Source organism: Streptomyces specialis (assembly GCF_001493375.1).
Lineage (GTDB): Bacteria > Actinomycetota > Actinomycetes > Streptomycetales > Streptomycetaceae > Streptomyces > Streptomyces specialis.
This window is the reverse complement of record NZ_LN929896.1, coordinates 716,779-733,243: the sequence shown is the minus strand read 5'-3', so window position 1 is coordinate 733,243 and position 16,465 is coordinate 716,779. Positions and strand designations below refer to the sequence as shown.

The following is a 16,465-nucleotide window of genomic DNA, read 5'->3' as shown; positions in this document are numbered from 1 at the left end:
GCATGGGCTCCCAGCTTCGGGTCTACAAGCGCCGGATCAAGACCGTCAGCGCGACCAAGAAGATCACGCGGGCGATGGAGATGATCGCCGCCTCGCGCATCGTCAAGGCGCAGCGCAAGGTGGCGGCCTCCAAGCCGTACGCGGACGAGCTGACCGCCGCCGTCACGGCGGTGGCGAACAGCTCGAACGTCAAGCACCCCCTCACCACCGAGGCGGAGCGGCCCCGCCGGGCCGCGGTGCTGCTGGTCACCAGCGACCGCGGACTGGCCGGCGGGTACTCCAGCAACGCCCTGAAGGCCGGGGAGCAGCTCACCGGTGAGCTGGTCGCGCGGGGCCTGGAGGTCGACACGTACATCGTCGGCCGCAAGGGCGTGGCGTACTACGCGTTCCGTGAGCGGCCGACGACCAAGTCGTGGACCGGCTTCACCGACAGCCCGACGTACGCCGACGCCAAGGAGGTGGCGGCGCCGCTGATCGAGGCCATGGAGCGGGACACCGACGAGGGCGGCGTGGACGAGTTGCACATCGTCTACACCGAGTTCGTGTCGATGATGACGCAGACCCCGGTGGGGCGCCGGCTGCTGCCGCTGAGCCTCGCCGAGGTCGCGGAGGCGTCGGAGCAGTCCCCGGCCAAATCCACGGACCCGAAGGCGCTCTACGAGTTCGAGCCGTCGGCCGAGGAGGTCCTCGACGCGCTGATGCCGCGCTACGTGGAGAGCCGTATCTACAACGCGCTCCTCCAGGCGGCGGCCTCCAAGCACGCGGCCACCCGGCGGGCCATGAAGTCGGCGACGGACAACGCGGAAGATCTCATCAGGTCGTTCACGCGCCTCGCCAACGCGGCCCGCCAGGCCGAAATCACCCAGGAAATCACCGAGATCGTCGGTGGCGCGAGCGCCTTGGCCGACGCGACCGCGGGAAGTGAACGCTAATCATGACCACTGCTGCTGAGGCGGCCACCGGGCAGGCCACGGCGACGGGCCGTGTGGCGCGAGTCATCGGCCCGGTCGTCGACGTGGAGTTCCCCGTCGACGCCATGCCGGAGATCTACAACGCCCTGACTGTCGAGATCGCCGACCCGGCGAACGCCGGCCAGACCAAGACGCTGACCCTGGAGGTCGCGCAGCACCTCGGCGAGGGCCTGGTGCGCACGATCGCCCTGGAGCCGAACGACGGCCTGGTGCGCCAGTCGCCGGTGACCGACACCGGCTCCGGCATCACGGTGCCGGTCGGCGACGTCACCAAGGGCCGGGTGTTCAACACCCTGGGCCGCATCCTGAACGAGCCCGAGGCCGAGTCGGAGATCACCGACCGGTGGACGATCCACCGCAAGGCCCCGGCGTTCGACCAGCTCGAGTCGAAGACCGAGATGTTCGAGACCGGTCTGAAGGTCATCGACCTGCTGACCCCGTACGTCAAGGGCGGCAAGATCGGCCTGTTCGGCGGCGCGGGCGTGGGCAAGACCGTGCTCATCCAGGAAATGATCATGCGTGTGGCGAAGCTGCACGAGGGCGTTTCCGTGTTCGCCGGCGTCGGCGAGCGCACCCGTGAGGGCAACGACCTGATCGAGGAGATGCGGGACTCCGGCGTGCTGCCGCAGACCGCGCTCGTCTTCGGGCAGATGGACGAGCCGCCGGGCACCCGGCTGCGCGTCGCGCTGGCCGGTCTGACCATGGCGGAGTACTTCCGCGATGTGCAGAAGCAGGACGTGCTGTTCTTCATCGACAACATCTTCCGCTTCACGCAGGCCGGTTCCGAGGTCTCCACGCTGCTGGGCCGTATGCCCTCGGCCGTGGGCTATCAGCCGAACCTGGCGGACGAGATGGGCGTGCTCCAGGAGCGCATCACCTCGACGCGCGGTCACTCGATCACCTCGATGCAGGCGATCTACGTGCCCGCCGACGACCTGACCGACCCGGCGCCCGCCACCACGTTCGCCCACCTGGACGCCACCACGGTGCTCTCCCGGCCCATCTCCGAGAAGGGCATCTACCCGGCGGTGGACCCGCTGGACTCCACCTCGCGGATCCTGGACCCGCGGTACGTCTCGCAGGACCACTACCAGTGCGCCTCGCGCGTCAAGGGGATCCTCCAGAAGTACAAGGACCTCCAGGACATCATCGCGATCCTCGGTATGGACGAGCTGAGCGAGGAGGACAAGCTCCCCGTTCAGCGCGCCCGCCGCATCGAGCGCTTCCTGTCGCAGAACACCCACGCGGCGAAGCAGTTCACCGGCCTCGACGGCTCGGACGTGCCGCTGGACGAGTCGATCGCCGCGTTCAACGCGATCGCCGACGGTGAGTACGACCACTTCCCGGAGCAGGCGTTCTTCATGTGCGGTGGCCTGGACGACCTGAAGGCCAAGGCCAAGAAGCTGGGCGTTTCCTGACGCCGACGCGCGATACCCGATCGGGGGCGGGGTCGATGCTCACCCCGCCCCTCGGGTGACCGCGCGTGCCCATTATTCTTCTGCAAGCCAGACATCCAGGGATGAGGAGCCATCGTGGCTGAGCTGCACGTCGAGTTGGTCGCCGCCGACCGCCAGGTATGGTCCGGCAAGGCCAGTCTGGTCGTCGCGCGCATCACCTCGGGCGACATCGGCATCATGCCCGGACACCAGCCGCTGCTCGGCGTGCTCCAGGAGGGCCCGGTGACCATCCGCACGACGGGTGAGACCGGTGAGGGCACGGTGGTGGCCGCGGTGCACGGCGGTTTCATTTCGTACACGGACGGTAAGCTGTCGCTGCTCGCGGAGATCGCCGAGCTGTCGGAGGAGATCGACGTCGAGCGGGCCGAGCGCGCTCTGGAGCAGGCGCGATCCGAGGCGGACGCGGCGGCCGAGCGGCGCGCGGACGTCCGGCTCCGGGCCGCCGCCGCGGCGGCGGGGCGCTGACGCCCGCTCCGGCACAGGGGATTCGGCACCGGGCACGAGAGCACACGACGAGGCGAGGAGGTCGGTCGAGATGGTCCTCGCCTTGCTTGTGGCGGTCGGCGCGGTGCTCCTGCTCGTCGTCGCGGGCCTGTTCGGCTTCGGGGCCAGGCGGCGGCTGATCCAGCGCTCGGGCGGCACCTTCGACTGCAGCGCCCGCTTCGCCCCGCCCCGGACCGGGCAGTCGCCCGGCAAGGGCTGGCTGTACGGCGTGGCCCGGTACAACGGGGACAACGTCGAGTGGTTCCGCGTCTTCTCCTACGCCCCGCGCCCCCGGCGGACGCTTCAGCGTGACCAGATCCAGGTCCGGGAGCGGCGGGTGCCGCAGGGCGAGGAGGAGCTGGCGCTGCTGCCGGGCGCGGTGGTGCTGAGCTGCCACCACAACGGGACCGACGTGGAGCTGGCGATGAGCGAGGACGCGCTGACCGGATTCCTCGCCTGGCTGGAGGCGGCCCCGCCCGGCCAGCGGGTGAACGTGGCCTGACGCTCTCCCCGCTCTCTTCTTCTCCCTTCTTTCTCTTCTGCCTTTTTCCCATTCGTCTCCTGGCTCAGGAGAAGGGGCCGGTGCCGTCCGTCAGCCGCTGGGCGAGGACGGCCGCCTGGACGCGGCTGCGGAGACCGAGCTTGCCCAGGACGCGGCTGACATGCGTCTTCACCGTCGCCTCGGCCATCCGGAGCCGCTCGGCGATCTCCGCGTTCGACAGGCCCTCGCCGACGTGGACGAGCACCTCGCGCTCGCGCGGGGTGAGCGTGCCGAGCGCCGTCGCGTCCGGCGCCGGGGGGCGCGGGCCCGGCGTGCGGCGCGCGAACTCGGCGATCAGGCGGCGGGTGACGGCCGGGGCGATCATGCCCTCTCCGGCGGCGACCGTGCGGACGGCGGAGACCAGGGTGGCCGCGTCGCTGTCCTTGAGCAGGAATCCGCCCGCTCCGGCCTGGAGCGCGCCGAAGACATACTCGTCGAAGTCGAACGTGGTCAGGACCAGCACCTCCGCCAGGGCCTCGGCGGTGATCGCGCGGGTCGCCGAGACGCCGTCCAGGCGCGGCATCTGCACGTCCATCAGCACCACGTCCGGCCGCAGCTCGCGGGCCAGCCGGACCGCCTGCTCGCCGTCGGCCGCCTCCGCCACCACCTCGACGCCGGACGCGGCGCGCAGGATCAGCACCAGGCCCTGCCGCACCGACGCCTGGTCCTCGGCGACGAGCACCCGGATGGTCATGACGTCAACACCCTTTCCGCGAGGGGGAGACCGGCCGTGACGCGCCAGACGGGCGCGCCGTCCTCCGCCATGGCGGGGCCGGCGGAGAATCCGCCGCTGAGCAGCTCCACGCGCTCCCGCATGCCGATCAGGCCCGCGCCGGAGCCGGGCGCGCGGGAGGGCGTCCGGTCGTGGAACGGGCTGGTGACGGTGACGGTCAGGACGTCCGCCTCCTGCCGGAGGACCACGGTGACCTCGCCGGGTGCGGCGTGCTTCACCGCGTTCGCCAGGGACTCCTGGACGATGCGGTACGCCGCGAGCTCCACGGGGACGGGCAGGGCGGCGCCTGGCGGGCGCTCGTCGCGGCCGGTGAACCGCAGACGCCCGGCCGCGCCGTCGCGGACGGCCCGGCGGAGCAGGGCGTCCAGACCGGCCGGGCCGTCCAGGCCGGGTGTCGCCTCGACGCCGGCGCTGTCGCCCTGCTGGCGCAGCAGCCCGATGAGACCGCGCATCTCGGCCAGGCCGCGCGTGCTGTTCTCCCTGATGACCTTCAGGGCCTCGCGGGCGGCGGCGGGCTCCTCGACGGAGAGCGCGGCGGTGGAGTGGATGGCTATGGCGGACAGGTGGTTGGCCACGCGGTCGTGCAGCTCGCGCGCCATCCGGGCGCGCTCGGCGGTGACCGCCTGGACGCGGTCCATTTCGGCCAGCAGCGCGGTCTGCTCGGCGCGCAACCGCTCGGCCGCCACCGTCGCCCGGTGGTCGCGGATGATCACCCCGGTCCAGGCGGGGGCGGTGGTGATGCCCCCGCACAGCGCCCCGAACAGCAGGCCCTCGCCGCCGCCCACCCAGGCCACGGCGGCGAGGGTGAGCGCCACGGTGACCACGCCGCTGCCCCGGACCACCGCCCGGGAGAGGCGGGTGGAGCCGTAGACCACCGCGGCGTACACCACGTCGGTAAACATGATCATGACGGCGAGGAGGCCACCGGTGACGGCGTCGACGATCAGCGCGGCGACCGCGAGGGCCATCGCCGTCGCGGGAGCGGTGCGGCGCAGCAGCTCGGCGCCGCACATCGCCGCGAGTCCCACGAGGACGGCGGGACCGTGCGGGCGGTCGGGCACCACGGTGTAGAGGCCGAAGACGACGCACAGCAGCCCGCCGGCCAGGCCGGCCGCGGCGATCCACACATCGTGGCGGTGGGGGCGGAGCGAGCTGAGCATGGCTCCATGAGAGCACGCCGGGCCGGGGCGGCGGGGGCGGCGGGCCCCCCCCCCCCGCCCCCCCCCCCCCGCCCCCGCCCCGCCGAAAACATGGAAGCCGGCTTCCGCGCCGAAAATAGCTCGTCGGCAAGGTCTTATGGTCATAAGTGACCTTGTGTTAGTGACGCACACGGAAGCGCGGAGTGAAGACACTATCCTGATCTTCGTCAGCGTCAGAGGTGTATAAGAGTCAGGTCCGACCGGAAGGAGACCGCTGTGCTCGTCGCTCTGATCGGCGCCGCCGAGGTGGGGTTCTGGCTGTTGCTGGGGGCCGGCCTGGTGGCGCGTTATCCGCTGCGGATGCCCCGGCTCGGTGGCGCGCTGCTGCTGTGCGTCCCGTTGATCGACGTGCTGCTGCCGACCGCCACGGCCCTGGATCTGCGGCGGGGCGCGGAGCCGTCGGCGGCCCCCGGGCTGGCGGCGCTCTACCTCGGCTTCACCGTGGCGTACGGCCACTATCTGATCCGCTGGGCGGACGGGCACGCGGCCCACCGCTGGGCCGGGGCCCCGCCTCCGGCGAAGCCCCCGCGGTACGGTGCGGCGCGGGCGCGCCACGAGTGGCGCCTGTGGACCATGACGCTGGTCGCGGTGCTGATAGCCCTGGCGGTGCTCCAGGCGATGATCTGGGCGATCGGCGACCCGGGGCGGACCGATCCGCTGCGCGGCTGGCAGTTCACGGCGCTGCGGGTTCTCGGCATCCACGGGCTGATCGCCGTGTGCTACACGGTCTGGCCCCGGCGGGAGTCCCGGCCGCGGGAGGCGGCCGGGCGCCGCTGAGCCGCCCGGGGGCGGCGGCGCCCGGGGTCAGCGCAGGGGATCGTGGCCCCAGTTCATGAGGGAGTGCCGCCACCGGGTGTCGCGGACGTCGCCGTCCGGACGCTGCTTGGTGTGGCGGCTGACGTAGCCGACGACCTTGCGCATGTGGGCGATGTCGTCGTCCGACAGGTCGGCCTTCTTCATGCGCTGGAGGTGCACGATCCGCCGGCCCGAGGCGTGTCCGACGCTCTCGCCGCCGTCCTTGTGCTGGCCGGCGGCGCGTGACGGCTCGGTGCGCAGCCACCGTTCCAGCGCTGAGGGCGGCAGGTTCACCGCCTGGTGGAACTCCCTGATCGTCTCGTCGCGGTCGGGACGGCTCATGATCCGCCGCCCTTCCGCTTCCGCAGGGCGTCCGGCCGGTGGACCGCCCTGCCGCCCGACTTCTCGCTCTCCACCTCGTACTGGGGAGCGTCGGGGGAGGCGGCGACCGTCCGGCCGGCCGCGCGCGTCCGCTTGTCGATCTTCCGTTTCACGGTGCCTTCGGCGGTGCTGCCGTGGCTCTTCCACGACACCCGGTCACCCGGGTGGAACTCGGAATCCTTGGCCATGACTCTGCCCCTTGTCTGGGTCTTCGTCCGGGAATCCTCCGAATCGCGAGGTGCGGGACGGGTTCCCCGAGGGGCGGGCGGTGATTCCTCCGCGTCAGCGGTTTTCGCCGGGCACCCACAGGACGTCGCCGATCTCCTTGTTCGCCGTCCTGGCCAGGATGAACAGAAGGTCGGAGAGCCGGTTGAGGTAGGTGGCGGTGAGCTGGTTCATGACATCGCCGTGGACCTCCAGCGCGGCCCAGGTGGACCGCTCGGCGCGGCGGACCACGGTGCACGCCTGGTGCAGCAGGGCCGCGCCGGGGGTGCCGCCGGGGAGGATGAAGCTGCGCAGCTTCTCCAGGTCGGCCAGGAAGCGGTCGCAGTCGGCTTCGAGCCGGTCGATGTAGCTCTGCTCGACCCGCAGCGGCGGGGATTCGGGGTTCTCGACGACCGGGGGGGCGAGGGCCGCGCCGACGTCGAACAGGTCGTTCTGGACCCGGACGAGCACGGTCTTGACGTCCTCGGGCAGGCCGCCGAGGGCCAACGCCGTCCCGATGACGGCGTTGGCCTCGTTGGCGTCGGCGTAGGCGGCGATCCGCAGGTCCGTCTTGGCCGTGCGGCTCATGTCGCCCAGGGCGGTGGTGCCGGAGTCTCCGGTACGGGTGTAGATCCGCGTGAGGTTGACCATGCGGGGAGCGTACCGCGCGGCTCTCAGGCGCCCGCCTTGCGGAAGAGCCGCGTACCGAGGGTGAGGGAGACGGCGGTGAACGCGGCGGTGACCGCCGCGCCGAGTGCCAGCGAGCCGTCGCCGTAGTCCCCGACGAACGCCGCCCGCACGCCCTCCACCAGATACCGGAAGGGGACGAAGTGAGATATGACGTCGAGCCAGGCCGGGGCCAGGGCCATCGGGAGGAGGATGCCGGAGAGCAGCATCGCGGGCAGGTTGATGGAGTTGATGACCGGGGCGAACTCCTGGATGGTGTTCACCCGCATCGCGAAGGCGTAGGACAGCGAGGCCAGGGAGATGGCCAGCGCCGCGACGAAGACGAACCCGATCGCGACACCCAGCACCGGCGCCCGGAGGCCGAAGGCGACGCCGACGGTGACCAGGATCAGCGACTGGACGAGGAGCAGGGTCGCGTCGCGCAGCACCCGGCCCAGCAGCAGGGCGAGGCGGCTGACGGGGGTCACCCGCATCCGCTCGACCACGCCGAGCTGCTTCTCGACGATGATGCCGAAGCCGGCGAAGGCGGCGCTGAACAGGCCGAGCTGGACCAGGAGTCCGGGCACGAGGGTCTGCCAGGAGTCGCCCTCGCCGCCCAGCGGCACGTCCTCCAGGAGAGGGCCGAAGAAGGCGAGGAAGAGCATCGGCTGGAGCATCCCGAAGATCAGGCTGATCCGGGAGCGGAGCGTCTGCCGCAGATAGCGGTCGTAGATCAGGGCGGTGTCGGACAGGACGGTGGACATGGCGGGCGGGACCCCTCGGTCTGTGGGCGTCGGGCAGCGGGTGGCGGGCGGTCAGAGCGCGACCGGGGCGAGGTCGTCCTTCTTGGGACCGCGGCCCGTGATGGCGATGAAGGTGTCCTGGAGGGTGGCGTCGGGCGACCCGCCGTGGCGGGTCTTCAGCTCCTCCGGGGGGCCCTCCGCCACGACACGCCCGTCGTCGACGATGATCAGCCGGTCGGACAGGGCGTCCGCCTCGTCGAGGTAGTGCGTGGTGAGGAAGACGGTCGTGCCGTGCTCGGACCTGACGCGGCGGATCAGGTCCCACAGGTCGGCGCGGCTGCCCGGGTCCAGGCCCGTGGTCGGCTCGTCGAGGAAGACGATCTCGGGCCGGTGGGTGAGCGCCAAGGCGATGTCCAGCCGCCGCTTCTGGCCTCCCGACAGCTCGGCGCACTTGCGCTCCAGCAGCTCCGTCAGGTCCAGATCGGCGGCGAGGGCCTCGATGCGGGTGGCGGCCTCGGCCTTGGACAGGCGGTAGAGGCGGCCCTGGAGCATCAGCTCGTTCCGCACCGTCTCGCTGGGGTCGACGCCGCTGGACTGGGCGACATACCCGATGCGCTGCCGGACGAGCGCGGGCTCCCGGGCCAGGTCGTGCCCGGCCACGGTGGCGGTGCCGCGGGTGGGCGGCAGCAGGGTGGTCAGCATGCGGAGCGTCGTGCTCTTCCCCGCGCCGTTGGGCCCGAGGAAGCCGAGGATCTCGCCGGGCTCGACGGTCATGTCGATGCCGCGCACGGCCTCCACCGTGCCCCGCTTGGTCTCGAAGGTGCGCGCGAGGTCGTGAGTGGTGAGGATCGGAGCCATGTCATCAGAAAACCAGACCAGATCTAAATTTGCAATGTCACCAAGTTTTCAGGTTGGCCAAAAATGGTTACCATGGCGGCATGGCCGGGCTCAGAGAACGCAAAAAGCAGCAGACGAGACTCCACATCTCGGATGTGGCGACCGGGCTGTTCCTGGAGCGCGGCTTCGACGCGGTGACCGTCGCGGAGGTCGCGGAGGCGGCGGACGTCTCCGTCAACACCGTCTACAACTACTTCCCCACCAAGGAGGACCTGTTCCTGGACCGGGGCGCCGAGTTCGTCGACCGCCCCTCCCGCCGGGTGCGGGAGCGCCTCCCCGGTGAGTCCGCCGCCGACGCCGTGCTGCGCGGCCTGCGCGAGGACATCGCCGACCGGCAGCCGTGGATGGGCCTGACCGAGGGGTACGGCCGCTTCATGCGGATCGCCTTCGGCTCCTCGGCGCTGATGGCCCGCCTGATGCGGATGCAGCAGGAGACCACGCAGCGGCTGTCCGAGACGCTGGCCGAGGAGGTCGGCGCCGAGGACGGCGACCACACGCCCAGCCTGATCGCCCTCCAGCTCATGTCCCTCCAGGGCGACATCTACCGCACGGCCGGCATGTGCGCGATGGAGCGGCGGACCGTCGACCGGACCGCGCGGGTGATGCTGGAGAGGCTGGAGGTGGCGGAGTCACTCATGAGCGAACAAGTGCGCGGCTACGCGCGCCGTCCCCCCGCCTGAACCGCCCGGCGCGCCGTGATGCGCGTCTCTTCTCGTCCCACGGACTGCCAACGCTCGCTAGGGTCTGGGATTCTCGGCTGGCACGCATCAAGGGAGATCACACGTGGCCAGGAAGCTCGCCGTCATCGGGGCCGGACTCATGGGTTCCGGCATCGCCCAGGTCGCCGCGCAGGCCGGCTGGGACGTCGTCCTGCGGGACGTCACCGAGGACGCCCTGACCCGTGGTGTGCGCGGTATCGAGGCCTCGGTCGCCAAGTTCACCGCCAAGGGCCGGCTGACGGACGCCGACGCCGAGGCGGCCCTCGCCCGGATCACCACCACCACCGATCTCGACGCCGCGGGCGACGCGGACGTCGTGGTCGAGGCAGTGTTCGAGAACGCCGAGGTCAAGCAGGAGCTGTTCCGGGCCCTCGACGGCCTCGTCAAGGACACCGCGCTCCTGGCCTCCAACACCTCCGCCATCCCCATCACCAAGCTCGCCGCCGTCACCTCGGCTCCCGAGCGGGTGGTAGGGACCCACTTCTTCTCGCCGGTGCCGATGATGGCGCTGTGCGAGCTGGTCCGCGGCCACAAGACGAGCGACGAAACCCTCGCCGCCGCCCGGGAGTTCGCCGAGTCCCTCGGCAAGACCTGCGTCGTCGTCAACCGCGACGTCGCCGGTTTCGTCACCACCCGCCTGATCTCCGCCCTGGTGGTCGAGGCGATCAAGCTCTACGAATCCGGCGTCGCCAGCGCCGAGGACATCGACACCGCCTGCCGGCTGGGCTTCGGGCACGCCATGGGCCCGCTCGCCACCGCCGACCTCACCGGCGTCGACATCATCCGGAACGCCACGGAGAACATCTACGCCGAGTCCCGCGACGGGAAGTTCGCCGCACCGGAGCTGCTCCGGCGCATGGTGGACGCCGGGGACCTCGGCAGGAAGAGCGGGCAGGGCTTCTACCGCTACTGAGCCCTCCCGGCATCGGGGACCCCGCACCGACCGGGTCCACCGCTACCGGACCCCGCACGGCTTGGGGATCACCCTTGCGGGTGATTTCGGTACCGGTTCGAGCGCGCACGGCAACTGAGCGGCACCTCGGACCGTCAGGTTTAGCAGTCGTTGACCATCGTTCCAGCGGAACGGGAGCGCATCATGCACATCACGGGCGACCACGCCAGGCTGGTCGTCGGCGGGCGCCTGGACGTGCGCAGCGCGGCGGACGCCAAGACGGCGCTGCACCGGGCCGTCGACTCGGGCCAGGGCGACCTCGTCCTCGACCTCAAGCACCTCGACTCCTGGGACGCCACGGGCCTCGGGGTCATCATGGGCGCCCACCGCCGGGCCGGCCGGTGCGGGCGGCGGCTGGTGCTGCACGACGTCCCGCCGCAGATGCAGCGCGTGCTGGTCGCCACCAGGCTGCACCGCATCCTCACGATTGCCCCTTAACCGGCGGGCGTTTTCTGCGTATCGTGCGGCTCCGGCCGCCGTGCGTACGAAAAGCGGCGGTAGCGTTCGCTCCGGCGGGCAGCTCGTCCGCACCACATTCGAGAGACATCGACCATGGACGTGAACCACTCCGCCCCCGAGGGGGAGCAGCCCCCCGAGCCGACGACCGGCGGCGCCGGCCCCGCGCGGGCCGTCGAGCTGGTCGCCGGGGACTTCCTGGTCACCGTCAACGCCGTCGACGGCAGCGAGATCGTGTCCTGCCCGCCCGGGCGCCGCCCGATCGTTCCGCGCCGCGTCCCCGCCGCCCCCGCCGGAGCCGGGCCCGACGGGCCGGGCGGATCCGGCGGACCGGACGAAGGGCCCGCGCCCGGAGGGCAGGACGGCGAGGCGCCGCTGCTGGAGCGCGACGAGATACGGCACCGGCTCGGCCGGCTGCTGGCCCAGGGCCGCTCGGTCCGCCTCACCGGCGCGCCCGGCACCGGCCGCACCGCCCTCCTCGACGCCGTCGCCCGCGACTGCGCCGGGCTCGCCCCGGCCGGGGTGATCTGTCTCAGCGGTCACCGCCGGACCCCCTCGGACGTGCTCCACGAGCTGTACGCCGCCGCGTACCACACCCCGGCCCACCGGCCGGGCCCCACCGAACTCACCGCCGGGCTGCGGGACATCGGCGCGGTGGTCGTGATCGACGACCTGGAGTTCGGCGGCGCCGGGCTCGACGAGGTCCTCGACGCCACGCTCGAGTGCGCGTTCCTGATCGCGGGCCCGCCGGGCGTCCCCGACGCCACCGGCGCCTCCCGGGTGGAGGAGCTCCTCCTCCCCGGCCTCAGCCGCTCCGCCGCGCTGGAACTGCTGGAATCCCGCGCCGGCCGCCCCCTGGACCAGGACGAGACCGACTGGGCGGCCGAGCTGTGGTCCGACACCGAGGGGCTGCCGCAACGTTTCGTCCAGGCCGCCGCCGTGCTCCGCCACCGCGGTGGGCCGGACGTGCCGCTGCCCGGCTCCGTCACCCTGACCGTGACCCTCGCCGCCGCGCTCTCCGGCGCGGCCCGCGAGGTGCTGCGGCTCGCCGTCGCCCTCGGCGGCGACATGCCGGAGCCGGCCAGGCTGCCCTCGCTCACCGGTGAGGAGGGGGCCGCCGAGGCGTACACCGAGCTGCTGGAGTCCGGTCTCCTGACCCGGCGCGGGCGGCGCCACGGGCTCGCGACCGGCGTCGTCGCGGACCTGCTCGCGGCCGGTTACGGCGAGGGCTCGGCCGACCGGACCCTCAGCACCGCCTGGCGCTACACCTGGTGGCTGTCCGAGGCCGGGGTCACCCCCGCCACGGTCGAGCCCGAGGCCGAGGTGCTGCTCTCCGTGCTCCGCGCGGCGCACCGCGCGGGCCACGCCACCGCTGTCGCCACGCTCGCCCGCGCGGCGGCCCCGATGCTCGCCGCCACCCTGCGCTGGGGGCTGTGGGAACGGGTCCTGCGCAGTGGCCAGGAGGCGGCCCGCACGGCCGGAGAGGTCGCCCAACAGGCGTACTTCCACCACGAGCTGGGCGTGCTCGCCATCTGCGCGGGCCGCCTCGACGGCGCCCGCTCCGAGCTGGAGGCGGCCACCGCCCTGCGCGGCGCCGTCGCCGACGCGGCCGGCGCGGTCGCGGGCCGCCGGGCGCTGGCCCTGGTCGCCGACCTGACCAGCCCCCGCGTACCGGAACGCGCACCCGAACCCGCGTCCGGTCCCGACGTCACCACGACCGCGCCCATTCCGTTGCCGCTTCCGGCCCCCGCGTCGGAGGACGTCACCCGCGTGATCCTCCGCGCGCCGGTGGGCGGGCGCGGCCAGGGGCTCGTACTCCTCCTCCTCGTCCACCGGCGCGCGGAGGATCACGCGGGTGACGTCCTCGGCCCTGGTCGCCGACCTGACCAGCCCCCGCGTACCGGAACGCGCACCCGAACCCGCGCCCCCGCCCGGACCGGCACCCACGCCCGCGCCCGCGCCGGACGGCGCTCCCGAACCCGCGTCCGGTCCCGACGTCACCACGACCGCGCCCATTCCGTTGCCGCTTCCGGCCCCCGCGTCGGAGGACGTCCCCCGCGTGATCCTCCGCGCGCCGGTGGACGAGGAGGAGGAGTACGAGCCCCTGGCCGCGCCCGCCCACCGGCGCGGCGTGGTCGCCGCGGCGGCGGGCGGTCTGCTGCTCGCGGTGCTCGGCACGGTCCTGGTGCTCGGCATGGGCTCGGACCAGGACGACGCCCCGGGGAACGTCCAGCACCGCGACCCGGCGGTCACCGACGACATCCCCGTGGCGGAGGACAGCGGAACGCCCTCCGAGTCGCCGACGAGCAGCTCCCCGGACCCGTCCGACAGCCCGTCGCCCACGGAGAGCGCCTCCCCGGACGACCCGGAGACCCCCTTCGTCCCGGCCGACCCGACGACCCGCGAGCCGGGCGCGTCCGACGACCCCACCACCGGCGAGCCGAGCACGTCCGGCACCACCGGTGGCGGCTCCACGACCGCCGGGGGCGGCCAGGAGGCCGGCGGCTCCGACGCGGGCGGTACGGAGGACGGCGGCACCGACGCCGGTGGCGCCGACCCGGGCGGTTCGGACGACGGCGGCACCGAAGAGGGCGGTGCCGACCAGGGCGGTGCGGGCAACGGCGGGACCGACGAGGGCGGCGCGGCGGAGGGCGGGACCGACGAGGGCGGCGCGGCGGAGGGCGGCACCGAAGAAGGCGGTGCCGCCCCTGTCTCTTTCTCCTCTATACCCCTCTCCCCCTCTTCGCCTGTGTGGGGGGCGGGGAGGGGGGTGAAGGGGGCGGGGGCCGGGGGGGGCCGGGGGGGGGGGGGCCCCCCGGCGGGGGGGGGGGCCCCCCCCCCGCCCCCCCCCCCCCCCCCCCCCCCCCCCTCGGCACCGCCCGTCACACCGGACGGGGCAGCGGCGGTCGGCGCCGCCTGAACGACCGTCTGAACGACCGCCGAAGACACGGCGGACACGACGAGCCGGCCGCGCCCCGGGGAAGCGGGCACGGCCGGCGGTCCGTCAGAAGAGGCGCAGCTTGTCGTCGTCGATGCCGCGCAGCGCCTCGTAGTCGAGCGTCACGCACCGGATGCCCCGGTCCGTGGCCAGGGTCCTGGCCTGCGGCTTGATCTCCTGCGCCGCGAACACGCCCCGCACCGGGGCCAGCAGCGGATCGCGGTTGAGCAGCTCCAGGTAACGCGTGAGCTGCTCCACCCCGTCGATCTCGCCGCGCCGCTTGATCTCCACGGCGATCGTGCCGCCCTCGGCGTCCCGGCCCAGGATGTCCACCGGGCCGATCGCCGTGGGGTATTCGCGGCGGATCAGCGTGCAGCCCTCGCCCAGCGTGTCCATCCGGTCCGCGAGCAGCTCCTGGAGGTGCGCCTCCACGCCGTCCTTGATCAGCCCGGGATCGACGCCCAGTTCGTGCGACGAGTCGTGCAGGATCTCGGCCATCGTGATGATGAGCTTCTCACCCGCCTTGTTCTCCACCGTCCACACGGCGGTGCCGTCCGGGGCGCTCTCCTTCAGCGTGCATGGCGGGGACATCCAGTTGAGCGGCTTGTACGCCCGGTCGTCCGCGTGGATCGACACGGAGTTGTCCGCCTTGACGAGGATCAGCCGTGGCGCGAGGGGGAGATGGGCGGTGAGCCGGCCGGCGTAGTCGACCGAGCAGCGGGCGATGACGAGACGCATGGGGTCAGCCTAGAGGTCCGCCGGACGGCGGATCACACCCCGACCGGCTCCCGCTCGGAGGCGGGCGACTCGCCCCGGCCGACGCCCTCGCCGTGGCCGCCGCCGTGGCCGTCGTCGATCAGCGTCGCCTCGTCGAACGGCGCCGAGCCCGTGAGGACGTCCCGCATCCGGCCCTTGTCGATCTCCTTGGTCCACGTCCCGATGACGACCGTCGCCACCGCGTTGCCCGCGAAGTTCGTCAGGGCCCTGGCCTCGCTCATGAAACGGTCGATGCCGACGATCAGCCCGACGCCGTCGAGGAGTTCGGGGCGGTGCGACTGGAGGCCGCCGGCCAGGGTGGCCATGCCGGCGCCGGTCACGCCCGCCGCGCCCTTGGACGCGATGATCATGAACCCGAGCAGCGAGATCTGCTCGCCGATCGACAGCGGGTCGCCCATCGCCTCGGCGATGAACAGCGACGCCATGGTCAGGTAGATCGCGGTGCCGTCGAGGTTGAACGAGTACCCCGTCGGGACGGTGATGCCGACGACCGGGCGGCTGACGCCCGCGTGCTCCATCTTCGCGATCAGGCGCGGCAGCGCCGACTCCGACGACGACGTGGACAGGATCAGCAGGAATTCACGGCCGAGGTAGCGCAGCAGGCTGAAGATGTTCACCCCGGAGACCACCCGCAGCACCAGCCCGAGGATGCCGAACACGAAGAGCAGACACGTCGCGTAGAAGCCGAACATGATGACGGCCAGCGACCGCAGCGCGTCCGTGCCGGTCTCGCCGACCACGGCCGCGATCGCGCCGAACGCGCCCACCGGCGCCAGCCACATGATCATGGCCAGAACGCGGAACACCACCCGCTGGATGAGCCCGATGCCGCGCAGCACCGGCTCGCCCGCCGGGCCGAGCGCCTGGAGCGCGAAGCCGACGAGCAGCGCGATCAGCAGGGTCTGGAGGACCTCGCCCTCGGTGAGGGCGGAGACCATCGTGGTCGGGATGATTCCGAGCAGGAAGTCCGTGGTCGACTCGTGCGCGCCCTCGGCCTGGGCCACGCCCGCGTCCCGGGTCGCCTCGGTGAGGTGCAGCCCGGAGCCCGGCTCCAGGATGTTGCCGACGAGCAGGCCGATGGCCAGGGCGAACGTCGACATCACGAGGAAGTAGCCGAGTGCCAGGCCGCCGACCGCGCCCACCTTGGCCGCCTTGCGGACGGAACCGATGCCCAGCACGATCGTGCAGAAGATCACCGGCGAGATCATCATCTTGATCAGGTTGACGAACCCGGTGCCGAGCGGCTTCAGCTCGACCCCGGCGTCCGGGGCGGCCAGCCCGACCGCGATACCGGCGGCGACCGCCAGGATCACGGCGATGTACAGATAGTGCGACCGGTCACGTTTCTTGACCGGCGTCGCGGTGGTGCTCACCGTCTCGGACACGGTGGCTGCCTCCTCGTCGTCGTGGAGCGCGGGTGGGGAGTGGGGAAGTGCGGTGCGGAAACGGGGTGCGCGAGCACACGTTCCGGCGCGACGTCTCCGCGACTATTCACCCGCGTGAGACGCCCGTCACGTTTCCGTTCATAGCGTTCGCACTGCCGCGACCTGCTC

Annotated in this window: 18 protein-coding genes; 9 read left to right on the top strand and 9 right to left on the bottom strand. The window is 72.5% G+C overall.

What is annotated here, in order from left to right:
- Positions 1 to 2 precede the first annotated feature (2 nt).
- The 4 genes from BN2279_RS21470 to BN2279_RS21455 all read left to right on the top strand — a co-directional run bounded on the left by BN2279_RS21470 (position 3) and on the right by BN2279_RS21455 (position 3,413).
- The gene (locus tag BN2279_RS21470; protein WP_059012038.1) at positions 3 to 932 is read left to right on the top strand and encodes a F0F1 ATP synthase subunit gamma; all 930 of its coding nucleotides are present in this window, start codon (positions 3 to 5) and stop codon (positions 930 to 932) included.
- Positions 933 to 934: 2 nt separating this feature from the next.
- Positions 935 to 2,389, top strand: coding sequence for a F0F1 ATP synthase subunit beta (atpD, locus tag BN2279_RS21465; protein ID WP_059012036.1), 1,455 nt, complete (start codon positions 935 to 937; stop codon positions 2,387 to 2,389).
- Between the two features lie 114 nt (positions 2,390 to 2,503).
- The gene (locus BN2279_RS21460) at positions 2,504 to 2,893 is read left to right on the top strand and encodes a F0F1 ATP synthase subunit epsilon (RefSeq protein WP_059012035.1); all 390 of its coding nucleotides are present in this window, start codon (positions 2,504 to 2,506) and stop codon (positions 2,891 to 2,893) included.
- A gap of 70 nt (positions 2,894 to 2,963) precedes the next feature.
- Positions 2,964 to 3,413 (top strand): DUF2550 domain-containing protein, encoded by a 450-nt coding sequence (locus BN2279_RS21455; protein ID WP_059012034.1) that lies wholly within the window; start codon positions 2,964 to 2,966, stop codon positions 3,411 to 3,413.
- Between the two features lie 64 nt (positions 3,414 to 3,477).
- Here BN2279_RS21455 and BN2279_RS21450 read toward each other — a convergent pair whose 3' ends face one another.
- Positions 3,478 to 4,146 carry a response regulator gene (locus BN2279_RS21450; RefSeq protein ID WP_059012032.1) on the bottom strand — a complete coding sequence of 223 codons (669 nt, stop codon included), beginning with the start codon at positions 4,144 to 4,146 and terminating at the stop codon, positions 3,478 to 3,480.
- Positions 4,143 to 5,345, bottom strand: a complete 1,203-nt coding sequence (locus tag BN2279_RS21445; protein WP_059012030.1) for a sensor histidine kinase — start codon at positions 5,343 to 5,345, stop codon at positions 4,143 to 4,145. Before BN2279_RS21445 ends, BN2279_RS21450 begins: the two co-directional genes overlap by 4 nt.
- A 255-nt stretch (positions 5,346 to 5,600) precedes the next feature.
- Between BN2279_RS21445 and BN2279_RS21440 the strand changes: the two genes are divergently transcribed.
- Positions 5,601 to 6,161 carry a hypothetical protein gene (locus BN2279_RS21440; protein WP_059012028.1) on the top strand — a complete coding sequence of 187 codons (561 nt, stop codon included), beginning with the start codon at positions 5,601 to 5,603 and terminating at the stop codon, positions 6,159 to 6,161.
- Between the two features lie 27 nt (positions 6,162 to 6,188).
- Here the strand turns inward: BN2279_RS21440 and BN2279_RS21435 are convergent, their stop codons facing one another.
- From BN2279_RS21435 to BN2279_RS21415, 5 genes are all read right to left on the bottom strand, one after another.
- On the bottom strand, positions 6,189 to 6,521 hold the full coding sequence (locus BN2279_RS21435; protein ID WP_059012027.1) for a DUF3140 domain-containing protein: 333 nt from the start codon (positions 6,519 to 6,521) through the stop codon (positions 6,189 to 6,191).
- On the bottom strand, positions 6,518 to 6,748 hold the full coding sequence (locus BN2279_RS21430; protein WP_059012025.1) for a hypervirulence associated TUDOR domain-containing protein: 231 nt from the start codon (positions 6,746 to 6,748) through the stop codon (positions 6,518 to 6,520). The genes BN2279_RS21435 and BN2279_RS21430 overlap by 4 nt, the downstream gene beginning before the upstream one ends.
- Positions 6,749 to 6,842: 94 nt before the next feature.
- Positions 6,843 to 7,415 carry a cob(I)yrinic acid a,c-diamide adenosyltransferase gene (locus BN2279_RS21425; RefSeq protein WP_059012023.1) on the bottom strand — a complete coding sequence of 191 codons (573 nt, stop codon included), beginning with the start codon at positions 7,413 to 7,415 and terminating at the stop codon, positions 6,843 to 6,845.
- 23 nt (positions 7,416 to 7,438) lie between these two features.
- Entirely contained in the window at positions 7,439 to 8,194 is a 756-nt protein-coding gene (locus BN2279_RS21420) for an ABC transporter permease (protein ID WP_059012021.1), read from the bottom strand.
- 51 nt (positions 8,195 to 8,245) lie between these two features.
- A complete protein-coding gene (locus tag BN2279_RS21415; RefSeq protein ID WP_059012019.1) occupies positions 8,246 to 9,031 on the bottom strand; it encodes an ABC transporter ATP-binding protein in 786 nt (261 codons plus the stop codon).
- A gap of 80 nt (positions 9,032 to 9,111) precedes the next feature.
- On the opposite strand from BN2279_RS21415, the gene BN2279_RS21410 reads away from it, so the two are divergent.
- The 4 genes from BN2279_RS21410 (at position 9,112) to BN2279_RS29555 (ending at position 14,308) form a co-directional block, all read left to right on the top strand.
- A complete protein-coding gene (locus tag BN2279_RS21410) occupies positions 9,112 to 9,750 on the top strand; it encodes a TetR/AcrR family transcriptional regulator (protein WP_059012017.1) in 639 nt (212 codons plus the stop codon).
- A 103-nt stretch (positions 9,751 to 9,853) separates the two neighbouring features.
- Complete coding sequence (locus tag BN2279_RS21405) at positions 9,854 to 10,702, top strand: 3-hydroxyacyl-CoA dehydrogenase family protein (RefSeq protein WP_059012015.1); 849 nt, start codon at positions 9,854 to 9,856, stop codon at positions 10,700 to 10,702.
- A 183-nt stretch (positions 10,703 to 10,885) separates the two neighbouring features.
- The gene (locus BN2279_RS21400; protein WP_059012013.1) at positions 10,886 to 11,179 is read left to right on the top strand and encodes an STAS domain-containing protein; all 294 of its coding nucleotides are present in this window, start codon (positions 10,886 to 10,888) and stop codon (positions 11,177 to 11,179) included.
- Positions 11,180 to 11,293: 114 nt separating this feature from the next.
- Positions 11,294 to 14,308, top strand: coding sequence for an ATP-binding protein (locus BN2279_RS29555; RefSeq protein ID WP_159037302.1), 3,015 nt, complete (start codon positions 11,294 to 11,296; stop codon positions 14,306 to 14,308).
- Here BN2279_RS29555 and nucS read toward each other — a convergent pair.
- Positions 14,202 to 14,873: an endonuclease NucS gene (nucS, locus tag BN2279_RS21380; protein ID WP_059012005.1), complete on the bottom strand. Its 672-nt coding sequence runs from the start codon at positions 14,871 to 14,873 to the stop codon at positions 14,202 to 14,204. The two genes, BN2279_RS29555 and nucS, sit on opposite strands and share 107 nt — an antisense overlap.
- Before the next feature lie 32 nt (positions 14,874 to 14,905).
- The gene (locus tag BN2279_RS21375) at positions 14,906 to 16,297 is read right to left on the bottom strand and encodes a cation:dicarboxylate symporter family transporter (protein ID WP_079032362.1); all 1,392 of its coding nucleotides are present in this window, start codon (positions 16,295 to 16,297) and stop codon (positions 14,906 to 14,908) included.
- Positions 16,298 to 16,465 lie beyond the last annotated feature (168 nt).

Coding starts and splice junctions, on each gene's coding strand:
- BN2279_RS21400 (WP_059012013.1), top strand. CDS start 10,886: ATGCACATCACGGGCGACCACGCCAGGCTGGTCGTCGGCGGGCGCCTG.
- BN2279_RS21435 (WP_059012027.1), bottom strand. CDS start 6,521: ATGAGCCGTCCCGACCGCGACGAGACGATCAGGGAGTTCCACCAGGCG.
- BN2279_RS21425 (WP_059012023.1), bottom strand. CDS start 7,415: ATGGTCAACCTCACGCGGATCTACACCCGTACCGGAGACTCCGGCACC.
- BN2279_RS21455 (WP_059012034.1), top strand. CDS start 2,964: ATGGTCCTCGCCTTGCTTGTGGCGGTCGGCGCGGTGCTCCTGCTCGTC.
- BN2279_RS21420 (WP_059012021.1), bottom strand. CDS start 8,194: ATGTCCACCGTCCTGTCCGACACCGCCCTGATCTACGACCGCTATCTG.
- BN2279_RS21410 (WP_059012017.1), top strand. CDS start 9,112: ATGGCCGGGCTCAGAGAACGCAAAAAGCAGCAGACGAGACTCCACATC.
- BN2279_RS21445 (WP_059012030.1), bottom strand. CDS start 5,345: ATGCTCAGCTCGCTCCGCCCCCACCGCCACGATGTGTGGATCGCCGCG.
- BN2279_RS29555 (WP_159037302.1), top strand. CDS start 11,294: ATGGACGTGAACCACTCCGCCCCCGAGGGGGAGCAGCCCCCCGAGCCG.
- nucS (WP_059012005.1), bottom strand. CDS start 14,873: ATGCGTCTCGTCATCGCCCGCTGCTCGGTCGACTACGCCGGCCGGCTC.
- BN2279_RS21450 (WP_059012032.1), bottom strand. CDS start 4,146: ATGACCATCCGGGTGCTCGTCGCCGAGGACCAGGCGTCGGTGCGGCAG.
- BN2279_RS21415 (WP_059012019.1), bottom strand. CDS start 9,031: ATGGCTCCGATCCTCACCACTCACGACCTCGCGCGCACCTTCGAGACC.
- atpD (WP_059012036.1), top strand. CDS start 935: ATGACCACTGCTGCTGAGGCGGCCACCGGGCAGGCCACGGCGACGGGC.
- BN2279_RS21470 (WP_059012038.1), top strand. CDS start 3: ATGGGCTCCCAGCTTCGGGTCTACAAGCGCCGGATCAAGACCGTCAGC.
- BN2279_RS21430 (WP_059012025.1), bottom strand. CDS start 6,748: ATGGCCAAGGATTCCGAGTTCCACCCGGGTGACCGGGTGTCGTGGAAG.